Below are 20,491 nucleotides of genomic sequence, written 5' to 3'. Positions count from 1 at the left end.
TGCTGATGGCTGCAAGTGCGATAAGCATGACGGATGTAGCGGATCGGTGCAAAACGTCTGTGATGGCCAGAAACGCAAAAAATGCCCCACGACAGGCGCTGGCGTTGCTGGCGGAGAGTCTGTCTCCTACCAAGCTCTACAATGGAATGCAAGGGGTTGGGCGAGCGTTTTTAACGAGTCGCGACCAAGCCCAGACCAGGATACGTAGCGTGAAATCTGCATGGGCCTGGCAATGAATAGCGCGTTATTCATGGGGTCGCCTGCCAGCTTGGGGTCGCCATGCCCTGACTATCGCGGGCTTGTTCGACAGCCTCGGCACCATTGATAAGGTGTGACTGTTCGGCACACGAGCAAGAGCTCTCGCCTTATCGGCTAGAATCCCGCCTAAAGAACTATAGGTCCCAGCATCATTTTGGAGGAGACGTTGTTTGGAACAGGTAGGCTCCAAAGTGGAGGAGGGCGTAACGTCGCGGCGTTTGAATGGTGAACGCATGGTCGCCATTCGTAAGCGCCTGCTTAAGATGCATTACGAGAGCGGCGTTGGCCACATTGGCGGCAACCTGTCATGTATTGACGCACTGGCGTTGCTTTTCAGCGAGCGCATGGGTGCTGAAAATCGCTTCATACTGTCCAAAGGGCATTCGGCAGGCGCCCTTTATGTCGCGCTCTGGAGTGCCGGCAGGCTGGACGAGTCGGCTTTGAATAGCTTTCACCGCGACGATACGCTGTTGGCCGGACATCCCCCCGCCCATGGTATAGCCGATATTTCTTTTGCCACGGGAAGTCTTGGCCATGGTCTTTCCCTGGCGGCGGGCACCGCGTTGGCGCAGCGCTTCAAAAAGAGTGGCGGCCACGTCTATTGCCTTACCTCGGATGGGGAGTGGCAAGAAGGCTCGACCTGGGAGGCATTGATATTCGCCCGGCATCACCGCCTGGAAAATCTCACCATCCTGATTGACCACAATCGCTTGCAGGGTTTTGGCCATACAACGGAAGTGGCGACGATGGAGCCACTTGCCGAGCGGCTGAAAGGTTTCGACGTTCATGTTGAAACGGTACCGGGCCACGATCTGGATGCGATCCGGCAGGCGCTTGATGTCCAGCCCGGCAAGCTCAAACTGATCGTGCTCGAGACAACCAAGGGCAACGGTGTTTCCTTTATGGAAAACCGGATGGAGTGGCATTACCTGCCTCTGAAAGAGGCTGAATATTTGCGTGCGCTGAGCGAATTGGACGGGCATGAGAAAGCAATTTTGTGACGCCCTGGTAACGCGCGCGGCCCGGCCCGAAATGATCTTTCTTACCGGGGACCTGGGCTTTATGGCGCTCGAGCCACTAAGGGAGGCCATGGGCGATCGCTTCATCAATGCTGGCGTCGCCGAGCAGAACATGATCTCGGTGGCTGCCGCCATGGCGCGCGAGGGGCTGGAGGCATGGGTCTACAGCATCGCGCCGTTCTGCTATGCGCGTCCTTTCGAGCAAATCAGGAATGACATTTGCCTTCACAGCTTGCCGGTGAAACTTGTCGGCAACGGTGGCGGCTACGGCTATGGCGTCATGGGACCGACGCATCACGCCATCGATGATTACGGCGTATTGCTCACGCTACCTAATATGCGCGCCTTCATCCCGGTATTTGACGAAGATGTGCCCGCCGTTGTCAGGCTTGCCGGCGAGAGTCCTCAGGCCGCCTATGTGCGCCTGGGGCGAGGCGAGCCGCCGGCGGGGTTCGGCATTCCCGGTTATTCGCCGTGGCGCAAGCTGGTACAGGGCGGCGGCGTACCGCTCATCGCGGTAGGGCCGTTGGCCAGTACTTATATAGAGGCAGTTAGTGCGCTGGCGCCCGATGAGCGGCCCACGCTGTGGGCGCTCGCCGAACTTCCCTTGAAACTTTCGCCGCCGCCGGGGGAGTTGCTCGACGACATTCGCCAAAAGAAGGCACTGGTGGTGGCCGAAGAGCACGTCGCCCATGGTGGGGCCGCTTCCGAGCTCAGCTTGTGGCTGATGCAGGAAGGAATCGCCGCGCGCCTGTCCCATCTGTGCGCGAGGCAACATCTCTACCCCAGGTATGGATCGCAGCGGTACTTGCGCGAACAGTCCGGGCTGCTGCCTTCCGATCTCTTAAATAGCTTGCAGGCACTCAACCCGACATGACCGAGCTTACCCCTCAGATCCTTGCCCTGCGCGGACCGATCCTGGTGACGGGTGGCGGTGGCTTTGTCGGCGCGAATCTGTTCAGACGCATTCTTGCCGTGCGTTCCGACGTTCATGCGGTGGTGCTCAATGGCCGCAACTGGCGGCTCGAAGGCGTGCCCGATGAAAATATCATTGCGGCCAATCTGAACGACGCATCCGCAATCCGGCACATGGTCGATCTGATCGATCCGAAGACTGTTTTCGATTGTGTCGCGTACGGTGCGTATTCCTTCGAGCAGGATCCAGGTCTGATCTACGAGACGAACCTTCAATCGATCGTCAAGTTCACCACGATATTGGCTGACCGCTCCATTGCTGCCTACGTGCACGCTGGTAGTTCGTCCGAATACGGCACCAACAGCGCCGCACCGGGAGAGGACGACCGTTGCGACCCTAACAGCCACTATGCCGTATCGAAGCTGGCCGCAGTGGAGTATCTGCGCTACCTGGGCAAGTCGAGCGGCTTTCCATGCGTGAGTCTGCGGCTCTATTCTGTCTATGGTCAGCTCGAAGACGGTTCGCGCCTGATTCCCAACCTGCTGCACGAGGCACTGGCTGGGCGCCTGCCGCCGTTCGTGGATGCACGCACATCTCGCGACTTTGTCTACATCGATGACGTCTGCGCGGCTTTCGTGTTGGCTGCAGTCAAGATGAACCCGGACATCCGCGGAGAAAGCTTCAACATCGGCACCGGTGTCTGCACTACCATCGCCGAGCTGGCAGAGAAAGCGCGCGAGATTTTCCACGTGGATGCCGAGCCGCAATTTGGCTCCATGGCGGCTCGTTCCTGGGATTTGGCGGACTGGTATGCCAATCCGGAAAAGGCACAGCGACTGCTGGGCTGGCGCGCCGAGGTGTCGTTGGCCGATGGCCTCAAGAAAGCATCCGAATGGGTGGCAACGCTTTCGAAGGACGACTTGCACGACCGATCCAAGCAAACCGTCAGCCACAAGCGGCGCAGCATTTCAGCCATCATCGCCTGCTACAAGGACGAACAGGCCATTCCGATCATGCATCAGCGCCTGAAGGAAACCTTTGTGCGCCTGGGCGTGGACCATGAGATCATTTTTGTAAACGATGGCAGCCCCGATGGTAGCGCGGATGTCATCCGCGAAATTTCGGCTCGGGATCCGCACGTGATAGGCATCAGCCACTCGCGCAACTTCGGCTCCCAGATGGCCTTCAGGAGTGGAATGGAGCTGTCTTCCAAGGATGCAGTGGTTTTGCTGGATGGCGATTTGCAGGATCCGCCGGAGCTCATCGAACAGTTCTTTGAGAAGTGGAATGAAGGTTGCGATGTCGTTTATGGACGTCGCATCAAGCGTGAAATGCCATGGCATTGGGGCTTGCTGTATAAAGCCTTCTATCGCGTATTTGCCGCTTTCAGCTACGTCAATATACCGCTCGATGCTGGCGATTTTTCGCTGATGGACCGCAAGGTGGTGCAGTGGCTGCTTAACTGTCCTGAGCGCGATCTGTTCATGCGCGGCTTGCGTGCTTACGTCGGCTTTCGCCAGGAAGGCGTGAATTATATTCGTCCGGAGCGAATGTTCGGTCGCACGACAAATACCTTGATCAAGAACCTGGATTGGGCAAAGAAGGGCATTTTCTCCTTTAGCAACGTGCCGCTGGCTTTGTTGACCGCGACAGGCTTATGCCTGCTGGGCGTGTCGATGCTCGCCATGCTCGTGATGATCGTGCTTCGCCTGGTGTGGCCGGATGTCGCGCCGCGTGGTGCGACAACCATTTTGATCGCTATCTTGACATTCGGCTCACTGAACCTGTTCGGCATCGGGCTGGTCGGCGAATACATTGGGAAAATCATGATCGAGGTAAAGGGGCGGCCGAGACTGATTCGTGCCGCGTTGATACGCGGCGGAGAAGTCGTACCGCAGGCCGCCAAGCCTGTCTGAATCTGCTGACCTCCTGCCCTCAGGACATTTATGCACACAAATGACTCTGGTCAGGCGTTCGACTTGTCGCGGACGGACAGAAACTGTCCGGTTTGCACGGCGGATGCTTCTCAGGCGGTGCTGTACTTCGATGAGAAGATCGATGCCTCACGATTGGACAGCTTCAGTTTCTCATCAAGGAAGCAGCCGGAGTTCCTCAACTATCGGATGGTCCGCTGCCAGCAGTGCGGACTCGTATACGTCGATCGACCTCCGTCACGGCACGCGCTGCAGCAGGCCTATCACGCCGCCGACTATGACAGTTCCGAAGAAGCTGCCGATGCGGCGGCGACTTATCTGCGAGAACTGGCACCCGTATTTGAACGGGTTCGGCACGGCCACGCGCTTGAGATAGGCACCGGTACGGGCGTGTTCCTCAGCGGCTTGCTGAAACGCGGCTTCGAGCAGGTGGCCGGCGTGGAGCCGTCGCCTGCCGCCATTGAAGCCGCCGCGGACGACGTGCGGCCGTATATCCGCGAAGGGATATTCCATCGCGGCGATTATGCTGATGAGTCGTTTGATCTCATTTGCTGCTTCATGACCATGGAGCATGTTCATGATCCGCGTGAGGTGGCCGAGGCTGCGTATGCCTTGCTAAGGCCCGGCGGTGCCTTTGCGGTCGTGGTGCATGATTGCGATGCCCATATCAATCGCCTGCTTGGGCGCCGCTCGCCGATTGTCGATGTGGAGCACATGCAGCTGTTTTCACCGCGAAGCGTGATCGAATTGCTGCGCAGAACCGGATACGAAAGCGAGTCGGTAGCACCGTTTGCCAATCGCTATAACGCATCGTATTGGGCGCGCCTGTTGCCGATACCCGGGTTTTTGAAGAAGTGGGTACTGAACTCGCTGGCAATCACTCACGTAGGCAAGGCAAAGCTTTCCATGAATGTCGGAAATCTAGTCGCCTTTGGCTTTAAGCCACAATGATTGCCAGGCGCCTGGCCGCTGCTCGTCGCCTGCTCGTGGTCAGATTTCTGGTCGTGGGTTTGTTGAATACGCTGTTCGGCCTGGCGATATATACCGGCCTGATCATGCTTGGCATGCCAATTTCCGTTGCTATTATCGGTGGTAATGTCGCGGGTATTTTTTTTAACTTCGTCACCACCGGACGCCTGGTATTTCTCGACGGCAAGTTGGCGAGATTTCCCAGGTTCGCACTGGCGTATCTCTTCCTGTTCTGCTGCAACTACGCATTGCTCAGAGGATTGATGGCGGCAGGTGCGGGAAAGATCGTCGGGCAGATTGTGTTGACGCCGGTGATGGCACTGCTCTCGTTTTACCTGATGTCCTCCTTCGTTTTTCCAGAGCGAAAGAAAATTGCTGAATGATGTTTTTTTCAATGGGGTGCGCGATGTCGGTCGCCTTGTTGCCTATGTATGCCGGATGCCCAGACCATGCTGACCGGTGACATGACACGTTCCAATAACGGGGGCGCGAATCATGCCCGTCAAGCCGCCTCGTCGACGCACCTCGACGAGGCGGCAGGATGGCTTTGCGACGCAGCGGTCGCATGCGGCGTCGTCTTCACAGTCGCTTACTGGGTTGTGTTCCTTTGGCGATTGGAAGCGTGGTGGTGGTATCCCGCCGTCGTGATCTGTGCGGGCGTCGGCGCTGGGATGTTTTTGCGCCAGCGATCTGGATGGCGAGTGGGCTCTTTCGATTCGTCCATGCTGCGCTGGGGCATGCCGCTGCTGCTCTTGTGCCTTGTGACCGTGGCTGCCTGTCTGTTCACCAATGTACCTGATGCTGACGATATTTCTTTTTCTCACCGGGCATTGGTGGCTGTCACCCAGCTTGATAAGCCTTTCGCTGAAGGCGATACGACGCATGATGTACCCGGCCTGCCACCGATCTCACCCTTCCATTCATTTACCTCGATAGAAGTCAGTACCGCACTTGTCGCTGCAGCATTGGGCATCCGGCAGACGACCGCTATCTATATCCTGCTGCCAGCGCTGGTCAATTTTCTGCTGCCGTTGGCTTACTTTGGTGTTTTTCGCGCGCTTGGTCTTTCCCTGCGATCAGCGGTGATAGCTGCCTTCACCGCAGTCCTGTTTCTATTAATGGCTGGTGACGCTCATCGGGACTGGGGATATTTCACCTTGATGAGAAGCTGGCAGGGGAAATGCATTCTGGTTGAGTTGTTATTGCCGCTGGCGCTACTCCATTCGCTTAGATTCGCGATGGAAGGCCGGCGTGCCGATCTGCTGCGCCTGCACGGGATAACCTGTTGCGGAATCGCACTGTCGAGTTCGGGAATTTTTCTGGTGCCGTTCGTGCTTGGTATTGCGGGAGCGGCGGGCCTTCTGTGGGCGCGATGCTCCGCCTCGCAAGTGAAGCGGTTCGTACTGACACTGACTACGTTTGCACAACCGGCCATGGTGGCGTTGCTTCCAACGCTTGGCTTATTGCCCAAGCTCGGCGATACCTCGGCGTGGTATCGCGGATGGCCGTCGGACGTTCCAGGTAATCTCGGCCTGGTCTTAACAGGGCAAGCCGCGTTGTTGTACGCCGTTTATCTGGTCGTCGCCTCCGTGGCGTTTTGGTCATTCGCTCGCATTCGGTTACTTCTCATCTATACCCTGCTAGTGGCCGCGGCGTTGGTGCTGCCGTTGAGTAGCACTCTTTTGATGCGGATTGTGATGCCTGGCGCGTTCTGGCGCCTGGCATACGCGCTGAGCATTCCGATCTGGGCCGGGTTGGCCCTGTCTGGGGGCATAGCGCTGTTCGCACGGCGTGGTCATGCCATGAAATATGGTGCTCTCACGGTTATTGCAGTCATTGGCCTGACGACGGTGATCAAGACGCCGGTGCTTGGCCATGTCGGCCTGGGATGGCCTTCGCCCAAGTTGGCCCAGTCGGACATGATGACCGTGACTGCGCTGTCGCCTGTGTTACCGCAGCAATCGGTGGTGCTTGGCGCAGCCGATCAAGTGATTCCTTTGGCTTTGCTTCGCCCGGATCTGAAGTTCATTGCAGCCAGACCGGAGGAAACCGCGCTGATTTTTGCCAACGCGGGAAACACTGAAGCGGGCGCTCTACGCGTGCGGCTACAGTCTGACCTGACCCGTTGCGCCTTTCCGGATCATGGAGTGGACAGCGAAGAACTGCTGCCGGCCATGAACGCCATAGTTGTTCCCCAGGCATGCAACGTCGATAGCGTGAGGCGCTACCTGCAATTGTCGCCCGCGTGGGCGGATCATGTAGCCGGTGACTATCATGTATTGCTCAGGATATGAGGTAGCGTCGGCGCCAACCTGTCCCATCGTTACCTGGCAGGGGTGGTGGTCAACAAGCGCGGCGATGTAAATCTGATCGCGTAGTACGCGCCGAAGGGAATGCGTTCGCCCTCGGCATAGGCGGTCTTGAAATCATCGACCCAGAGATTCGTATCGGGCGAATTTCGCACGATGAGCCAGCCCGGCCCATGCAGTTTGGCGACGGCTCGCTGCAGGAACAATTGCCTGAAAGCCGCCGGCACGTAGTAATAATTTTCCGGGCCATTCAGTGCGTTCCAGGCCGAGTCATCGGATGAGGCGTCCAGCAGCCATGGGTCGATCAAGGTTACCGGTTCGGCGTAATTTGCCTGAATATACTGCGCTGCCTCGCGTGCGTCCGCGGGCAATGGCGCTTCCTTGCTGGTGTAGCGCCAACTGGAGATGATTGTGGCGATGTCTTCATGGTGCAGGGGAGGCTGGGCGATCATCTGTCGCCAGTTGCTCCCGTTCGTGGCGAGGGAGTAAGCCAGGAAGGCCGCGAGCACGGCGGTTGCCAAGTGAGGTTCCGGACGCTGGGCAGGCATGTTCTTCAACGCCACGCATAGCAGTCCGAAGTAGATGCTGATATTGAGCAGGTTGTTGTCGTGGCTCCTGCCCAGGTAGTAACTGGAAACCGCCAGGGCCGCCAGCAGGGTCAGCAGGATATGGCTTGTCGATAGCGAATCGGGTTCCCGCCGCAGCTGACGATACAGCGCGCACAGGCCGACAAGCATGATCAACAGGAAGAACCAGACGACGCCACGTGTGTCCACGGGAATCTCACCCGGCGGATACAGCACGTAGATCAGGTAGACCTGCAGCGAGGGAAGTTGGCCATACCTCATGGCATAAATGGCCGCGAGGACTGCGATGGCGCTCGCCAGCACGATCATGATGATGGCGGTCGCCTTGAATGCGGCAACTCTGCGCAATGCAGTAGTGGGCTGACGGACGGTTCTTGACCAGACGTAATAGGGGGCCCAAACCAGCGTGGTCTGGTAAGCCGCTTCGGGAGACCACCAGAGGCCGAGGAGCCATGCGGCGAAACTCAGGACGGTTAGGCCCGAGCTTGGGGCCGCCTGTGGCCGCGTCAGCAGAGTGAGCAGCAATAGCGACAAGGGCATGAAGCGCAAGCCGCTGACAGACGGCGTGATGGATGGCGAGCCCAGATGCGAGGGACTGCCTGTCCACACGAAAACCATCGCAAACACGGTGACCGCCAAAAGTACATGGGCGATACGCGAGCTCGATCCGGGCAGCAGTAAGCGAGCAGCGCTGAATAAGGCCATGGCGTGGATCAGGCCAGTGACGCCGGCGACCCAGTACATCGTCTGCCAGCAATCGCTGCCGCAACCAAGGGACAGCAGCGTCGTCGGGCCGAGACCGTATTGCAATGGAAAATCGTAGAGCGGCGTCAAACCCTTATGCATCAGTTGCGCAGGGCCCACGTACGCGCCCCAGTGATGCCAGGCGTTGAACGAAGCAAACGGTATTCGATAGAAGACCGGGGAAAAGAAGAAAAACAGGCCGGCTGATAGAAAAAGCAGCAACAGCGCCCACGACAGCGCGGGGTATCGACTGGGATTTGTTGTCTGCGGAGAGCGCCATAGGAGATAGATCCCGGCCATGGCCAACGGTGCTGCGATACATGTCCACTCGAATGCACGGGCAGCGGCGCCGTCGCGTAGCCACCAGGTTATTCCGGTCGCCAGCGCAAACACGCTAGAGAGCGAAGCGATCCGCGTGATGAGGCCTCCCGGGAAGCTTGACCTGGACCATGCGGCCGTCAGCGTTGCGGCGATGATGGCGGCGCCAGCCATGTATGGATTGGTCGCGCTCGCCGCATGTGCGAGGAAAGCCACGGCGGCCACAACAAGCAACGCAGTCCACCGTCCACTGCCGTGGGACTGGGCCTGCCATGGCAGCGATCGAAAAAGCGAGAGCAGCAAGCTTGCTGCAACGAGTGCGACCAGGATCAGGTAAACAATGACCGTGACGAGTTTACTGTCCATGTGGAGTCGCTGAGAAATTGAGTGGATTCACATCTATAGTGTTGCGCACGACGAGGCTCGTGCCGATACGAAATAACCAAGGGGGTCTTCTTTCGCACCCAGGTCAAAAAATTCCGCGAGGTGTGCGAACAACAGCCATGCCGCCGTTAGCGGAAGCATGAAGAGCAGGCAGGCCAGCGTCGGCAAGATGCGTAACGGCCGCCAGGCTGCGGGCTTGAGCAGGCGCATTGAAATCACCACCAGCTTGTTCGCCACCACGGCTATGTCCGAGCCCCGTTCGGTGATGCAGATGTCGTGAAAGCCGCTTGCCTCAAGCATGGCCTGCAACCGCTCCCGGGTGAAGCGATGAAAGTCAAAGGGAATATGGTGACGCCGTGCGGACCAGGGAACTGAAAGCAGTAGGGTGCCGTTCGGGCGCAGAATGCGGGAAATCTCGTTCAACAGCTCCATCGGATCTTCAGCATGTTCCAGGACCTCGATGCAGATGGCCGAATCGAAGCTCTGAGCGTCAAACGGCATTTTTCGGCCGTCGTAATACGTAACGTCCTTACGATGGCTTTCCATGCCGAAATCCGCGGCACTCGCGATGTCCAGGCCGTGATAGCTGGCGTCGTCGCCCAGCCATTCTTTCCAGGGCGATTCGCCGGCGCCCACATCGATAACCTGGCCCTTGAGCTTTGCCATGGCGGGACGGAGATGCCGAACGACGGTTTTCATCTGCAAATCGATCATGCAGCGCACTGAAAACAGCAAGGGATTGCTTGAAGGTGCTTTGATCGAGATAGGCTTGAATTGCTCCCCAGCCATCTTTTTTCTCCTGCGATACTGGACGAGTGTATGCGCAAGCCTCGCCAGGACGGAAGCGCGTGCCCAAATTAAAAAAGCGCGTCGTGGGGCATGACCCAGTGTCGATGGTTTCGAGTTCGATTTCTGCGTGGCTGACCTGACCACGTGCTCGACATCGTCAGGCTTTTTGAGATGACCCAGCAGCGTCTTTCACGTCGAGTGAAATGACTATTGCTCGAGTTCCAGGCGCTTGCTTTTACCACGAAGGCGGAGGGACATCCGAGCGGCGGGTAAGCCAGGCGTGTGGGCGTTTCTTGATCATTGGTCGAGTTGGTCGGGGTATGACGAGCCGACCATAAAGCCAATGAAATCAATAGCGTTTTGGCGCTGGCAGAGGGGCGGGTCCAGTCTTCAGTTGCCGGGCACGCTGGTTTCTTACCAGTCGTCAGCGCCAGAAATAAAAAACGCCCTATAAGGGCGCTTTTTATTTCTGGCGGAGAGGGTGGGATTCGAACCCACGGTACGCTTACACGTACGCCTGATTTCGAGTCAGGTACATTCGACCACTCTGCCACCTCTCCAAAAGCGTGTGCGTTGGTCGACGCGAGCCGGCGATTTTACGCGTTCCGCCATACGCTGACAACTGTTGTGATGCGGCTCAAAGGTCCTGCCCGGCGTGGGCGCCCGAATGCTGGGCTGCGCCGTCCAGTGCAGCGCCAAAGCGGTCCTTTCTCGGCAGATAGTGGTGCTCGGGGTCGAGCGAGAAGGCCACGTAGCGGGCCCTCCCCAGGATTTCCCCGCGGCCGGCAAAGCCCAGGAAGCGCGAGTCATAGCTGTTGTCGCGGTTGTCACCCATCAGCAGGTAGTGCCCGGCCGGCACGGTAACCGGGCCGAAATTGCTGCCGACGCTGGGGCGATAGTCCGAAAGGCGAACGATGCGGGAGGCGCTGCCCGTGCGCTCGAGCTCGTAATGCGCGGGGTCGGTGCGGTCATCGCCGATGCCGGCGACATGGATCGACGAATAGCGTGCGGCCTGTCCGTTGACGTACAGCCGGTTGCCACGTAACGCAATCTGGTCGCCGGGGACGCCAATGACGCGTTTCACCAGCCGCTCGTTGGCTTCGGTCGAATCGAGTACCACGATATCGCCGCGCGCGGGATCGGCGACCTTGTGCAACGAGATATGCGTGAACGGCAGACGGATGTCGTAGGCCGCGCGGTCGACCAGGATGCGATCGCCGATGCGGATGGTCGGCTGCATGGAGCCGGTGGGTACCACGTTCCAGTCGGCCACCGCGCTGCGGAAGACGAACATGCAGAGCATGAAGGCCAGGAAGCCTTTGTTGCGGGTCAGCAGTCCGGTGAGATAACGCATGGCGATCCCCTTGTGCGTCGGTGGCTGCAAGATGGGACCCTCAGAGGAACAGGGAGTTCAGATGACTTTCGACCTCCCTTAGCCATCATCCCGGCCTAGGCCGGGATCCATTCCTGAGTACGCGCTTGTCAGATAACGTTTGGCAAGCTGCCACGTAGAGGAGTGGATCCCGGCCTACGCCGGGATGACGAGGGTGGTGTTCTGCGGATACAAAAAAGGGGGCGGTGTCGCCACCGCCCCCTTTCATCATGAATCAATCAACCAGCCTTCTTCTTGGCCAGCCGCAACCACGTATCCACCACCGTGTCCGGATTCAAGGACACCGACTCGATGCCTTGCTCCATCAACCACTCGGCCAGGTCTGGATGATCGGACGGCCCCTGGCCGCAGATGCCGATGTACTTGCCCTTGTCGCGCGCCGTCTTGATCGCCATCGCCAGCAGCTTCTTCACCGCCGGGTCGCGTTCGTCGAACAGGTTGGCCACGATGCTCGAATCGCGGTCCAGGCCCAGGGTGAGCTGGGTCAGGTCGTTCGAGCCGATCGAGAAGCCGTCGAAGATGTCCAGGAACTCATCGGCAAGCAGGGCGTTGGACGGTACTTCGCACATCATGATGATCTTGAGTGCCGCTTCGCCGCCGACGCTCGCGCCTTGCTTGAGGCCGTTCTTTTCCAGCACTTCGATCACCTTGCGGCCTTCGCCCAGGGTGCGCACGAACGGGATCATCACCCAGACGTTGTCCAGGCCCATCACTTCGCGGACTTTCTTGACCGCCTTGCACTCCAGCCCGAACGATTCGGCAAAGCCGGAATCGACGTAACGGCTGGCGCCGCGGTAGCCGATCATCGGGTTTTCTTCATGCGGCTCGTAACGTGCGCCGCCAAGCAGGTTGGCGTATTCGTTCGACTTGAAGTCGGACAGGCGCACGATCACCGTCTTGGGAAACACCGAGGCGGCGATGGTGGCGATGCCTTCGGCCAGGCGGTCGACATAGAAGCTCACCGGGTCGGCATAGCCGGCGATGCGCTCGTCGATCTTTGCCTTGGTCGCGGCGTCCTGCTTGCCGTATTCGAGCAAGGCTTTCGGATGCACGCCGATATGGCTGGCGATGATCATTTCGAGACGCGCCAGGCCGATGCCGGCATTGGGCAGCATGCCGAAATCGAAGGCGCGCTCCGGGTTGGCGACGTTCATCATGATCTTTAGCGGGGCCTCGGGCATATCGCCCAGGTCCGCAGTGACGCGATCGAACTTCAGCAGGCCTTCGTAGATAAAGCCGGTATCGCCTTCGGCACAGGACACGGTGATGTCCTTGCCGTCAGGGATCAGCTCCAGCGCATTGCCGGTGCCGACCACCGCCGGAACGCCGAGCTCGCGCGCGATGATCGCCGCGTGACACGTGCGGCCGCCGCGATTGGTGATGATCGCCGAAGCGCGCTTCATCACCGGCTCCCAGTCGGGATCGGTCATGTCGGCAATCAGCACATCACCGGCCTGCACCTTGCTCATATCGTCAAGGTTGCGCACGACGCGTGCCTTGCCGGAGCCGATCTTCTGGCCGATGGCGCGACCTTCGGCGAGCACCTTGCCTTTCTCGTTGAGGTGGAAGCGTTCCAGCTGCGTCGCGTTTCCACGCGACTTCACGGTTTCCGGGCGGGCCTGCACGATGTACAGCTTGCCGGTGTTGCCGTCTTTGGCCCACTCGATATCCATCGGGCGGCCGTAATGCTGCTCGATCACCAGTGCCTGGCGCGAGAGTTCCTCGACGTCGGCATCGGTAATGCAGAACTTGTTGCGCAGTTCGATCGGTGTGTCTTCGGTCTTGACGCGTTCGCCCGGCGTGCTGGAATAGATCATGCGCAACTGCTTGGCGCCGAGCTGGCGACGCAGCACCGCGGGCTTGCCCAGCTTGAGCGTGGGCTTGAAGACGTAGAACTCGTCCGGATTAACCGCGCCCTGCACGACCATTTCGCCCAGGCCGTAGCTACCGGTGACGAAGACCACATCGCGGAAGCCCGACTCGGTATCGAGCGTAAACAGTACGCCCGACGCGCCCACATCCGAGCGCACCATCAACTGCACGCCAGCAGAAAGGAACACGTCTTCGTGCTTGAAGCCCTGGTGCACGCGATAAGCGATGGCGCGGTCGTTGTACAGCGAGGCAAAGACTTCCTTCACCTTGTGCAGCACATCGTCGATGCCGACCACGTTGAGAAAGGTTTCCTGCTGACCGGCAAACGAGGCGTCAGGCAGGTCTTCAGCGGTGGCCGAGGAACGCACGGCGACGGCGATATTGTCGGCGCCGGCATCCTTGCAAAGCTTGATGTAGGCGTCGCGGATGGCCTTGTCCAGCTCGGCGGGCAGGGGCGTTTCCGTCACCCATTCGCGGATTTCCTTGCCCGCGGCCACCAGCGCCTGTACATCGTCGACATCCAGGCCGGTCAGGCGCTCCTGGATACGCTTGGCCACGCCGCTCTTTTCCAGGTATTGCTGGAAGGCATCGGCGGTGGTGGCGAAACCGCCCGGCACCGAGACCCCAAGCTTGGCCAGGTTGCCGATCATTTCGCCGAGCGACGCGTTTTTGCCGCCGACCTTTCCAAGGTCGGTCATGCGCAGCGTGTCGAGCCAAAGCACCAAATCGTTCAAGGGAGTCTCCTTAAGAGCTCTAATGGGTGATGCGGTTGAGAGACCGGCTTCAAGGCAAAAACCGGTCGCAAAGAACTGGTATTGTCCGCTGCCAATGGTGCGCGGCACAAGAAGACCATTGGCTCCAGATACCAAGCCAACGCAATACCAGTCAGGTGAAAGTCAAGCAAAGACAGGTCTGCAGGCTTGCGCTATGGTTCCCCAACAACCCGCTCGAATACCCAGGACGACTCATGCAGCGAACTGTTTTTTTCATCTCCGACTCCACTGGTATTACCGCGGAGACGATCGGCAACAGTATCCTGGCGCAGTTCGAGGGTGTGCAGTTCGACAAGCACCGCCTCCCATTCATCGACGACGCACAAAAGGCGGAAGCCGCTGCGCTGCGTATCAAGACACGCTACGCGCAGACGGGTGAAAAGCCCATCGTGGTCAATACCATGGCCGATCGCTCGCTATGCGACATCGTCGCGACCAGCGGGGCCTTGATGATGGACGTTTTCGCACCATTTATCGGTCCGCTGGAGGAAGAACTGGGGGCCAAGCGCTCCGGTGCGGTGAACCGGTCGCACGGCCTGGTCGACTTCGAAAAGTATGAGGCGCGTATCAACGCGACCAACTACGCGCTGTCACATGACGACGGCATTGATGTCGACTACGGGCAGGCGGATCTGATCCTGATCGGGGTATCGCGCTCGGGCAAGACGCCGACCTGTCTGTATATGGCCTTGCATTACGGGGTCAGCGCCGCCAACTATCCCCTGACCGACGATGACCTGGACAAGCTCGAACTGCCCGCCCGGTTGCTGAAGTACAAAGACCGCCTGTTCGGGCTTACCATCGAACCGCAGCGCCTGGCGCAGATCCGCGAACAGCGACGCGCCAATAGCCGTTATGCGACGATCCAGCAATGCCGGTGGGAGCTGGAACAGGCTGAAAAGCTGATGCGGCGGGAAGGGATCCCCAGCCTCAACACCACCCACGTCTCCATTGAAGAAATCGCCAGCAAGATTTTCGACCGCTTCGGTATCGAGCGGACCATGTTCTAGTTATCGCCTGAGAGTGAAATACCGCCCATGAGTGTCGTTTTGGACAGCCGCAATGCGCTATTGCCAGGCCGCTTCGGTTTCCTGATGGGCCTCTATGCGGAAAATTATCACCGGCTGGCGCGCCTGTTCGCGCCGCACAAGCTGACGCCCGGGCGTTACGTATCGAGCGTGGACGACGGCCTGGACGTGCACCTGCACATCCAGGAATGTCATCCCTATACGCTGGAACTCGAGCTCACCTACGACTTTATCGATCAGCAGACTGGCCAACCGTCGCCGTCCGCCCAGTTGCGCATGTATACCGACGCCCATGTGGCCGAGGCCCTGCATTGCCATCCGGGACGGCATCTGTGGCAGGTATTGGGACCCTTTGCGCCCGCGCACACGGTGCTTCAGCACCGCCTGCGTATGAACGGGTTTCTCACCCGCTGGTTGGAATACCTGTCGGAGCAGGGGCATTCGATCGGCACGCTGGAACGCGTTCCCGAGCCGGAGATCCACGGCTAGCTTGTCGCGACTACCAAGGTCATTCCGGAAGGAATGACAACAAAAAACCCGCACTAGGCGGGCTTTTCGTTAATGGCGGAGCGGACGGGACTCGAACCCGCGACCTCCGGCGTGACAGGCCAGCATTCTAACCGACTGAACTACCGCTCCGTATTGCTTCCAGCTACTGTGGCTCCAACTTGGCGTCCCCACGGGGATTCGAACCCCGGTCGCCACCGTGAAAGGGTGATGTCCTAGGCCTCTAGACGATGGGGACAATTCAAGTTGGTGGAGCCAGGCGGGATCGAACCGCCGACCTCCTGCATGCCATGCAGGCGCTCTCCCAGCTGAGCTATGGCCCCAGCCGCTGGAAGCCCGAAAGAATAAAAGGGGTTCGGGATTTCGTCAAGGGTTCGTGACAAAAAAATTCTAAAAAGTTTGCGCCGATGTTGCCGGCGTGCGGATAGCGATCTCTTGCCATGACACGTGCATCGTACATGGCGTGATTGAGCATCGAAGAGCGGCTGTTAGTCTTGGCTTGTCGCTCGATGGGAATCGCAATGCACGAACTTCAGTTCATACAGGATCTCGCCACCGTCATGCTGGTCGCCGGTTTGACCACGGTGATCTTCCAACGCCTGCGTCAGCCGGTAGTGCTCGGCTACATCATCGCTGGCGTGGTCGTCGGGCCCTATACGAACTCGATCGTTTTCATCCACGACGAAAACACCATTCGCACGCTGTCCGAGCTGGGCATGATCCTGTTGTTGTTCGCGTTGGGGCTGGAGTTCAGCCTGAAGAAATTGCGCGAGGTCGGCGGTGCGGCACTGGTCGCGGCGGTGTGCGAAATCGTGTTGATGCTGTGGCTGGGTTACGAGATCGGGCGCTTCTTCGACTGGAGTTCGATCGACTCGCTGTTCCTTGGCGCGATGTTGTCGATTTCTTCGACGACGATCATTCTGAAAGCGTTGGGCGATCTGAACCTGAAGCGCGAGGGCTTCGCCCAGGTGATCTTCGGCATCCTGATCATCGAGGACGTGCTTGCCATCGTCCTGATGGCCCTGCTCACCGGCATTGCCAGCACGGGCGATCTGGCGGCGGGCGAGGCGATGGAGGCGGTCGGTCGACTAACCTTGTTCATGGCCGTGTCGCTGGTCGTTGGCCTCTTGATGGTGCCGCGCGTGGTCGACTACATCGCCCGTGTCAGCCGCGACGATGTGCTGCTTATTGCCGTACTTGGCCTGTGTTTTGGCTTCTGTCTGCTGGTATCGCAGATGGGCTACAGCGTCGCGCTGGGCGCCTTCTTGATCGGCGCGATCGTCGGCGAATCGACCAGCGTGCGTCGCATCGAGCGCATTGTCGGGCCGGTGCGCGACATGTTCAGCGCGATCTTCTTCGTGGCGATCGGCATGCTGATCGACCCGAAAGTGCTGGTGCAATACGCGTGGCCGATCACTATCGTCACGATTGCGGTGGTGCTGGGGAAGGTGATCACCTGCAGCTTCGGTGTGTTCGTTGCCGGCAAGGACGGGCGTACGTCGCTGCGCGTGGGCATGGGGCTGGCGCAGATCGGCGAATTCTCGTTCGTGATCGCGTCGCTTGGCCTGAGTCTGAAAGTGACCAGCGGTTTTCTGTATCCGATCGCGGTGGCGGTGTCGGCGATCACCACGTTTCTTACGCCTTATCTCATACGTGCCTCCGATCCTCTATCGGGCTTGCTCGCGCGTCGCCTGCCTTCAGGTCTGACCGGCGTCTTCAGTGCCTACACCGACTGGATGGGCAATATCAGTTTTTCGGGGCAGGGCGCCATCATCATGAAGATGATCCGTCGCCTGGTCTGGCACGTCATCATCAATATGATGCTGGTGGTGGCCGTGTTCCTGATCATGGCCTACCTGTATCGGCGCGGGTATTTTCATTGGGACATCTTCAACGGCAGACTGCTGGTGTCACGCACAGTGGCTTGGTCGATTGCGGCACTCCTGTCGCTGCCGATGATCGTGGCGGCGTATCGCAAAGCCAATGCGTTGGGCATGCTGCTGGCCGAGCTGAGCATCCCGGAGCGGGTGGGCGGGCAGCACAATGTGAAGATTCGTGCCGTACTGGCACGCCTGGTGCCTCTGGCTGCGATGGCCGTGCTGGCCCTGCTTGTGGCCGCGCTCGCTTCGACCATCCTGCCTCCGCGCGAGGTGGCGCTGGTGCTGGTGTTGATCGGGCTGGTGCTGACCTGGCTACTATGGCGGGTCCTGGTGCAGGTGCACGCTCGCCTGCAGGCGGCCTTGCGCGACACTTTGGACAAGACCGAGCCGTCAGATCACCGTCATCTATAGAAAAAATCGTAAAAACAGACGATTTTGATCTGCGTCACGAACCTTTGCGCATATGAACGGTCAACGCCTTTGCTCGTTGCTAAGACGGGAAAGGCACCGCACAATGGGCGTTGCGCCTCCATCGGGGAGGCCCGTCCGGTTCGTGCCGGCACATCCAATCACGAGGGAGTTCCAAATGAAGCATTTTCTGCGTCCCACGCTGACGGCGGCCGCTCTGGCCGTTGCGCTGGGTATGACCGCCGGGGTCCACGCTCAGGCCGCCAAGTCGGGCGCAGCGGGCACGGTCGACAAGACCAAGGCCAGCTATGTGGTCGGTTGGGATCTGGCCAGCTCGTTGCCGCCGCTCGTGCGCGACGAAGTTGATCCGGCGACCGTCGCCCGCGCTGTCCAGTCCGCGTTGTCGGGCCAGAAGCCGACCATGTCGGAAGCTGAGTACAAGGCGACCAAGGAAGCCTTCGTGACCCAGCTGCAGGCCAAGGCCAAGGCCGAGTACACCCAGGTGGCCGCCAAGAACAAGACCGAAGGCGACGCCTTCATCGCCAAGAACAAGTCCGCCGCTGGCGTGAAGACCACGGCTTCTGGCCTGCAGTACCAGGTCATCAGCCAGGGTTCGGGTGCACGCCCGGGTCCGAACGACACCGTGCAGGTCAACTACGTCGGCACCTTCGTCAATGGCGAAGCGTTTGACGATTCGTCCAAGCACGAAGGTGGTGGCCCGGCCTCGATCCCGCTCGCTGGCGTGATCCCGGGTTTCCGTGAAGGCCTGCAGCTGATGCAGACCGGCGGTCACTACAAGTTCTTCATCCCGTCGAGCCTGGCCTACGGCGCACAGCCGCAGAACGGCTTCCCGCCGAACGCGACCATCATCTTCGACGTGACCCTCGTCAAGACCGGTCCGACCCCGGCTGGCGGCGGCGACGGCGCGGGCAAGTAAGCCCACGGCGTTACCAAGCACCATCCGACGGGGCGCGAAGCGATTCGCGCCCCGTTGTTTTTTGTGAATTAGCCAGCAGCGGCCTGCTAAAATCGGTCGTCTTGAGATTTCGGGAATCCCCGCGACGATGAAAGTCACCATTTTCGGCACCGGTTACGTAGGTCTGGTCACTGGCGCCTGTCTGGCTGAAATGGGCAATCACGTGGTCTGCGTCGATATCGACGCGGGCAAGGTGGAGCGCCTGAAGCGCGGCGAGATTCCCATCTACGAGCCGGGCCTGGAGCCCATCGTCAAGCGCAACCACGCCAGCGGGCAACTGGATTTCACCACCGATCCGCAACCGGCGATCGAGCACGGTCAGGTGATTTTTATCGCCGTTGGCACGCCGCCGGACGAAGACGGCAGCGCCGATCTGAAATACGTACTCAGCGTGGCCAGGACCATCGGCCAGCATCTGGATCGTTACGCCGTCGTGGTCAATAAATCCACCGTGCCGGTCGGTACTGCCGACCGCGTACGCCATGCGGTGGCCGGCGAGTTGAACGCGCGTGGTGCCGCTGTCGAGTTCGACGTCGTGTCGAACCCCGAATTTCTCAAAGAGGGCGACGCGGTCGAAGATTGCCTGCGCCCCGACCGCATCATCATCGGCAGCTCCAGCGAACGCGCGATCAATGTATTGCGCAAGCTGTATGCGCCGTTCAATCGCAATCACGAGCGCACCGTCGTCATGGACGAGCGCTCGGCCGAACTGACCAAGTACGCCGCCAATGCGATGCTGGCGACCAAGATCAGCTTCATGAACGAGATCGCCAATATCGCCGAGCGCGTAGGCGCCGACGTGGAGCTGGTTCGCCAGGGTATCGGCTCGGATCCGCGTATCGGTTATCACTTTATCTATCCGGGTGCGGGCTACGGTGGCTCGTGCTTCCCGAAAGACGTGCAGGCGCTCGAGCGTACGGCACGCGGCGTCGGTTACGATGCGCGTTTGCTCGCTGCCGTCGAATCGGTCAATCACGACCAGAAGCTCAAGCTGTTCGAGCTGATCAGTCAGCACTTCGATGGCCAGCTCGCCGGTAAGACCGTTGCGCTATGGGGTCTGGCGTTCAAGCCGAATACCGACGATATGCGCGAGGCGTCGAGCCGTCGCTTGATGGAAGCGTTGTGGGAGGCGGGCGCCAAGGTGCAGGCCTTCGATCCGGAGGCGCGCGAGGAGACGCATCGCGTTTACGGCGATCGCGACGACCTGAAGCTTTGCGATAACGCGTATCAGGCCTTGAACGGCGCCGACGTGCTGGCCATCGTCACCGAATGGAAAGCCTTCCGGAGCCCCGATTTCGCGCGCATTCGCGCCAGCCTGAGCAGCCCGGCGATTTTCGACGGCCGTAATCTGTACGATCCCAAGCAGGTCGAAGAAGCCGGCCTGGCGTACTACGGTATCGGCCGTGGCCGAAGCTTGAGGGCTTGAA

Annotated in this window: 15 protein-coding genes and 4 tRNA genes; 11 read left to right on the top strand and 8 right to left on the bottom strand. The window is 59.5% G+C overall.

What is annotated here, in order from left to right; all coding sequences use genetic code 11:
* The first annotated feature begins 428 nt into the window (after nt 1-428).
* The 6 genes from ACZ6WW_RS16930 to ACZ6WW_RS16905 all read left to right on the top strand — a co-directional run bounded on the left by ACZ6WW_RS16930 (nt 429) and on the right by ACZ6WW_RS16905 (nt 7,390).
* On the top strand, nt 429-1,259 hold the full coding sequence (locus tag ACZ6WW_RS16930) for a transketolase (RefSeq protein ID WP_465275238.1): 831 nt from the start codon (nt 429-431) through the stop codon (nt 1,257-1,259).
* Complete coding sequence (locus ACZ6WW_RS16925) at nt 1,240-2,154, top strand: transketolase family protein (protein WP_465275237.1); 915 nt, start codon at nt 1,240-1,242, stop codon at nt 2,152-2,154. The genes ACZ6WW_RS16930 and ACZ6WW_RS16925 overlap by 20 nt, the downstream gene beginning before the upstream one ends.
* Entirely contained in the window at nt 2,151-4,109 is a 1,959-nt protein-coding gene (locus tag ACZ6WW_RS16920; protein WP_465275236.1) for an NAD-dependent epimerase/dehydratase family protein, read from the top strand. Before ACZ6WW_RS16925 ends, ACZ6WW_RS16920 begins: the two co-directional genes overlap by 4 nt.
* A gap of 117 nt (nt 4,110-4,226) precedes the next feature.
* Nucleotides 4,227-5,078, top strand: coding sequence for a class I SAM-dependent methyltransferase (locus tag ACZ6WW_RS16915; protein WP_465275235.1), 852 nt, complete (start codon nt 4,227-4,229; stop codon nt 5,076-5,078).
* Complete coding sequence (locus tag ACZ6WW_RS16910; RefSeq protein WP_465275234.1) at nt 5,075-5,479, top strand: GtrA family protein; 405 nt, start codon at nt 5,075-5,077, stop codon at nt 5,477-5,479. Before ACZ6WW_RS16915 ends, ACZ6WW_RS16910 begins: the two co-directional genes overlap by 4 nt.
* A 66-nt stretch (nt 5,480-5,545) precedes the next feature.
* Nucleotides 5,546-7,390, top strand: a complete 1,845-nt coding sequence (locus tag ACZ6WW_RS16905) for a DUF6077 domain-containing protein (RefSeq protein WP_465275233.1) — start codon at nt 5,546-5,548, stop codon at nt 7,388-7,390.
* Between the two features lie 29 nt (nt 7,391-7,419).
* Here ACZ6WW_RS16905 and ACZ6WW_RS16900 read toward each other — a convergent pair whose 3' ends face one another.
* The 5 genes from ACZ6WW_RS16900 to ppsA all read right to left on the bottom strand — a co-directional run bounded on the left by ACZ6WW_RS16900 (nt 7,420) and on the right by ppsA (nt 14,226).
* On the bottom strand, nt 7,420-9,420 hold the full coding sequence (locus ACZ6WW_RS16900; RefSeq protein ID WP_465275232.1) for a hypothetical protein: 2,001 nt from the start codon (nt 9,418-9,420) through the stop codon (nt 7,420-7,422).
* Between the two features lie 33 nt (nt 9,421-9,453).
* On the bottom strand, nt 9,454-10,371 hold the full coding sequence (locus tag ACZ6WW_RS16895; RefSeq protein ID WP_465275231.1) for a class I SAM-dependent methyltransferase: 918 nt from the start codon (nt 10,369-10,371) through the stop codon (nt 9,454-9,456).
* Nucleotides 10,372-10,697: 326 nt separating this feature from the next.
* Nucleotides 10,698-10,787, bottom strand: a tRNA-Ser gene (locus tag ACZ6WW_RS16890).
* A gap of 77 nt (nt 10,788-10,864) precedes the next feature.
* The gene (lepB, locus tag ACZ6WW_RS16885) at nt 10,865-11,581 is read right to left on the bottom strand and encodes a signal peptidase I (protein ID WP_465275230.1); all 717 of its coding nucleotides are present in this window, start codon (nt 11,579-11,581) and stop codon (nt 10,865-10,867) included.
* A gap of 257 nt (nt 11,582-11,838) precedes the next feature.
* A complete protein-coding gene (ppsA, locus tag ACZ6WW_RS16880; protein ID WP_465275229.1) occupies nt 11,839-14,226 on the bottom strand; it encodes a phosphoenolpyruvate synthase in 2,388 nt (795 codons plus the stop codon).
* A 233-nt stretch (nt 14,227-14,459) separates the two neighbouring features.
* On the opposite strand from ppsA, the gene ppsR reads away from it, so the two are divergent.
* Together ppsR and ACZ6WW_RS16870 are read left to right on the top strand one after the other, a co-directional pair.
* Complete coding sequence (gene ppsR, locus ACZ6WW_RS16875; RefSeq protein WP_281849415.1) at nt 14,460-15,275, top strand: posphoenolpyruvate synthetase regulatory kinase/phosphorylase PpsR; 816 nt, start codon at nt 14,460-14,462, stop codon at nt 15,273-15,275.
* Nucleotides 15,276-15,302: 27 nt separating this feature from the next.
* Complete coding sequence (locus ACZ6WW_RS16870) at nt 15,303-15,782, top strand: DUF1249 domain-containing protein (RefSeq protein WP_465275228.1); 480 nt, start codon at nt 15,303-15,305, stop codon at nt 15,780-15,782.
* A gap of 73 nt (nt 15,783-15,855) precedes the next feature.
* Here ACZ6WW_RS16870 and ACZ6WW_RS16865 read toward each other — a convergent pair.
* The 3 genes from ACZ6WW_RS16865 to ACZ6WW_RS16855 all read right to left on the bottom strand — a co-directional run bounded on the left by ACZ6WW_RS16865 (nt 15,856) and on the right by ACZ6WW_RS16855 (nt 16,123).
* Nucleotides 15,856-15,932 (bottom strand) — tRNA-Asp (locus tag ACZ6WW_RS16865).
* 30 nt (nt 15,933-15,962) lie between these two features.
* A tRNA-Glu gene (locus ACZ6WW_RS16860) sits at nt 15,963-16,038 on the bottom strand.
* A 9-nt stretch (nt 16,039-16,047) separates the two neighbouring features.
* Nucleotides 16,048-16,123, bottom strand: a tRNA-Ala gene (locus ACZ6WW_RS16855).
* A 198-nt stretch (nt 16,124-16,321) separates the two neighbouring features.
* Between ACZ6WW_RS16855 and ACZ6WW_RS16850 the strand changes: the two genes are divergently transcribed.
* The 3 genes from ACZ6WW_RS16850 (at nt 16,322) to ACZ6WW_RS16840 (ending at nt 20,490) form a co-directional block, all read left to right on the top strand.
* Complete coding sequence (locus ACZ6WW_RS16850) at nt 16,322-18,091, top strand: cation:proton antiporter (RefSeq protein WP_465275227.1); 1,770 nt, start codon at nt 16,322-16,324, stop codon at nt 18,089-18,091.
* A 175-nt stretch (nt 18,092-18,266) separates the two neighbouring features.
* The gene (locus ACZ6WW_RS16845) at nt 18,267-19,025 is read left to right on the top strand and encodes an FKBP-type peptidyl-prolyl cis-trans isomerase (RefSeq protein WP_281849412.1); all 759 of its coding nucleotides are present in this window, start codon (nt 18,267-18,269) and stop codon (nt 19,023-19,025) included.
* A 127-nt stretch (nt 19,026-19,152) separates the two neighbouring features.
* Nucleotides 19,153-20,490 (top strand): UDP-glucose dehydrogenase family protein, encoded by a 1,338-nt coding sequence (locus tag ACZ6WW_RS16840; protein WP_465275226.1) that lies wholly within the window; start codon nt 19,153-19,155, stop codon nt 20,488-20,490.
* The last annotated feature ends 1 nt before the right edge of the window (nt 20,491 follow it).

This window comes from Dyella sp. NPDC103356, from assembly GCF_055584465.1.
Note: the sequence above shows the minus strand (reverse complement) of the source record. Positions and strands in the feature narration are given on the sequence as shown.